Source organism: Blautia sp. AF32-4BH, from assembly GCF_003460565.1.
Lineage (GTDB): Bacteria > Bacillota > Clostridia > Lachnospirales > Lachnospiraceae > Fusicatenibacter > Fusicatenibacter saccharivorans.
The window spans coordinates 1-1,563 of the sequence record NZ_QTVL01000041.1; the positions used below are offsets into that span (position 1 = coordinate 1).

1 protein-coding gene is annotated in these 1,563 nt (G+C 33.7%); it reads left to right on the forward strand.

Annotated elements, in window-relative coordinates; genetic code table 11:
• Positions 1 to 154: 154 nt before the first annotated feature.
• Positions 155 to 1,444: an IS4 family transposase gene (locus tag DWZ44_RS17995; RefSeq protein ID WP_238033145.1), complete on the forward strand. Its 1,290-nt coding sequence runs from the start codon at positions 155 to 157 to the stop codon at positions 1,442 to 1,444.
• Positions 1,445 to 1,563: the final 119 nt, after the last annotated feature.

The window sequence follows — 1,563 nt, forward strand, 5'->3', positions numbered from 1 at the left end:
ACAATGTCATTAACTTAAAAGCAGAAGATATTTATTCCGAAATGGATTAGATATCTTCTGCTTTTTTTGATATGCTTATATTGTAAAAAGAAGCCATGAACCTGCTCAAAAAAGGATGTGATTATGCATGAAGCATTCTCAGAAACGTATATTCATGGATATAGAAAAAATGACTTCTGATGAATTTAAGGCATTTTGCCGATCAGGTAATAAAAATTATTTTACCAGAATTCGAAAAATGCCTCTTCAGGATCTTCTTTTCACGATGATAAACAGAAAGGGGTTGACGTTGGCATTGGAACTGAGAAATTATATGAAACTTGCTCATCCTGGTGTGTCTATTTCAAAACCAGGATATCTGAAACAGCGTATGAAACTTAATCCAGATGCTTTTTTAGAATTATATAAATATCATAACCGTAACTTTTATGCAGATTCCACCTTTTCAACTTACAAAGATCATTTAATATTAGCCGCTGACGGCTCAGATATTAATATTCCTACCACTGCTGAAACACTGAAACTATATGGTTCTGCAAGCCGGAAAAACACAAAGCCCCAAGCTCAAATAGGATTAGGCTGTATTTATGATGTAATGAATCGTATGATACTGGAAAGTGACTGTAATAAGGTGAAATTTAATGAAATGCGCCTGGCCGAAAAACAGATGGAGCGAATACCGGAAACAATAGGCAGCATTCCCTATGTTATTATCATGGACAGAGGCTATCCTTCTACGCCAGCGTTTATACATATGATGGATAAGGATATTAAATTTATCGTACGTTTAAAAAGCAGTGATTACAAAAAAGAGCAAAACAGTTTAATAGAAAAGGATCAGCTAGTTAAAATAAAACTTGATAAGTCAAGAATCAGACATTACGAGGGAACGCCAGATGGAGAACGTATGAAAGAATTAGGTGAAATTTCATTGCGTATGGTAAAAATCCTATTAGAAAACGGAAGTTTAGAAGTTTTGGCTACAAATCTTTCACAAACTGAATTTCATACAGAAGAAATAAAAGAATTATATCATATGAGGTGGGGGATAGAGACTGCGTATGAAACGCTAAAGAGTCGGTTACAGTTAGAGAATTTTACAGGAACAAAACCTATTCTGTTATTACAAGATATATACAGCACTATATATCTGAGCAATTTAGTTGAAGATATCATATTAGATGCAGAGCGTGAACTGGATCAGAAAGAAGCGAACAGAAAACATAAAATGATGATCAATCAGACTGTTAGTATTGGAATCTTAAAAAATGATCTGATTTATATACTTCTTGAAACGGATGGTCAAAAGAAAAATATGTTATTTCAGCAAATATATGAAGATATCAGTAAAAATCTTGTTCCCATTCGTCCTGATCGGCATTATACCAGAACGAAAGGGCAATTAGCAGGAAAATATTCGAATACCCATAAAAGAGCGTACTGAGCTAAAAAATACGAGTACAAAGAGAAGGGGATAAGTATGCCCATATACAAACAAAAAGCAGGAATCATAGTTTTATAAATGCTTACGATTTCTGCTCTTTGCTAAAGTTAATGACATTG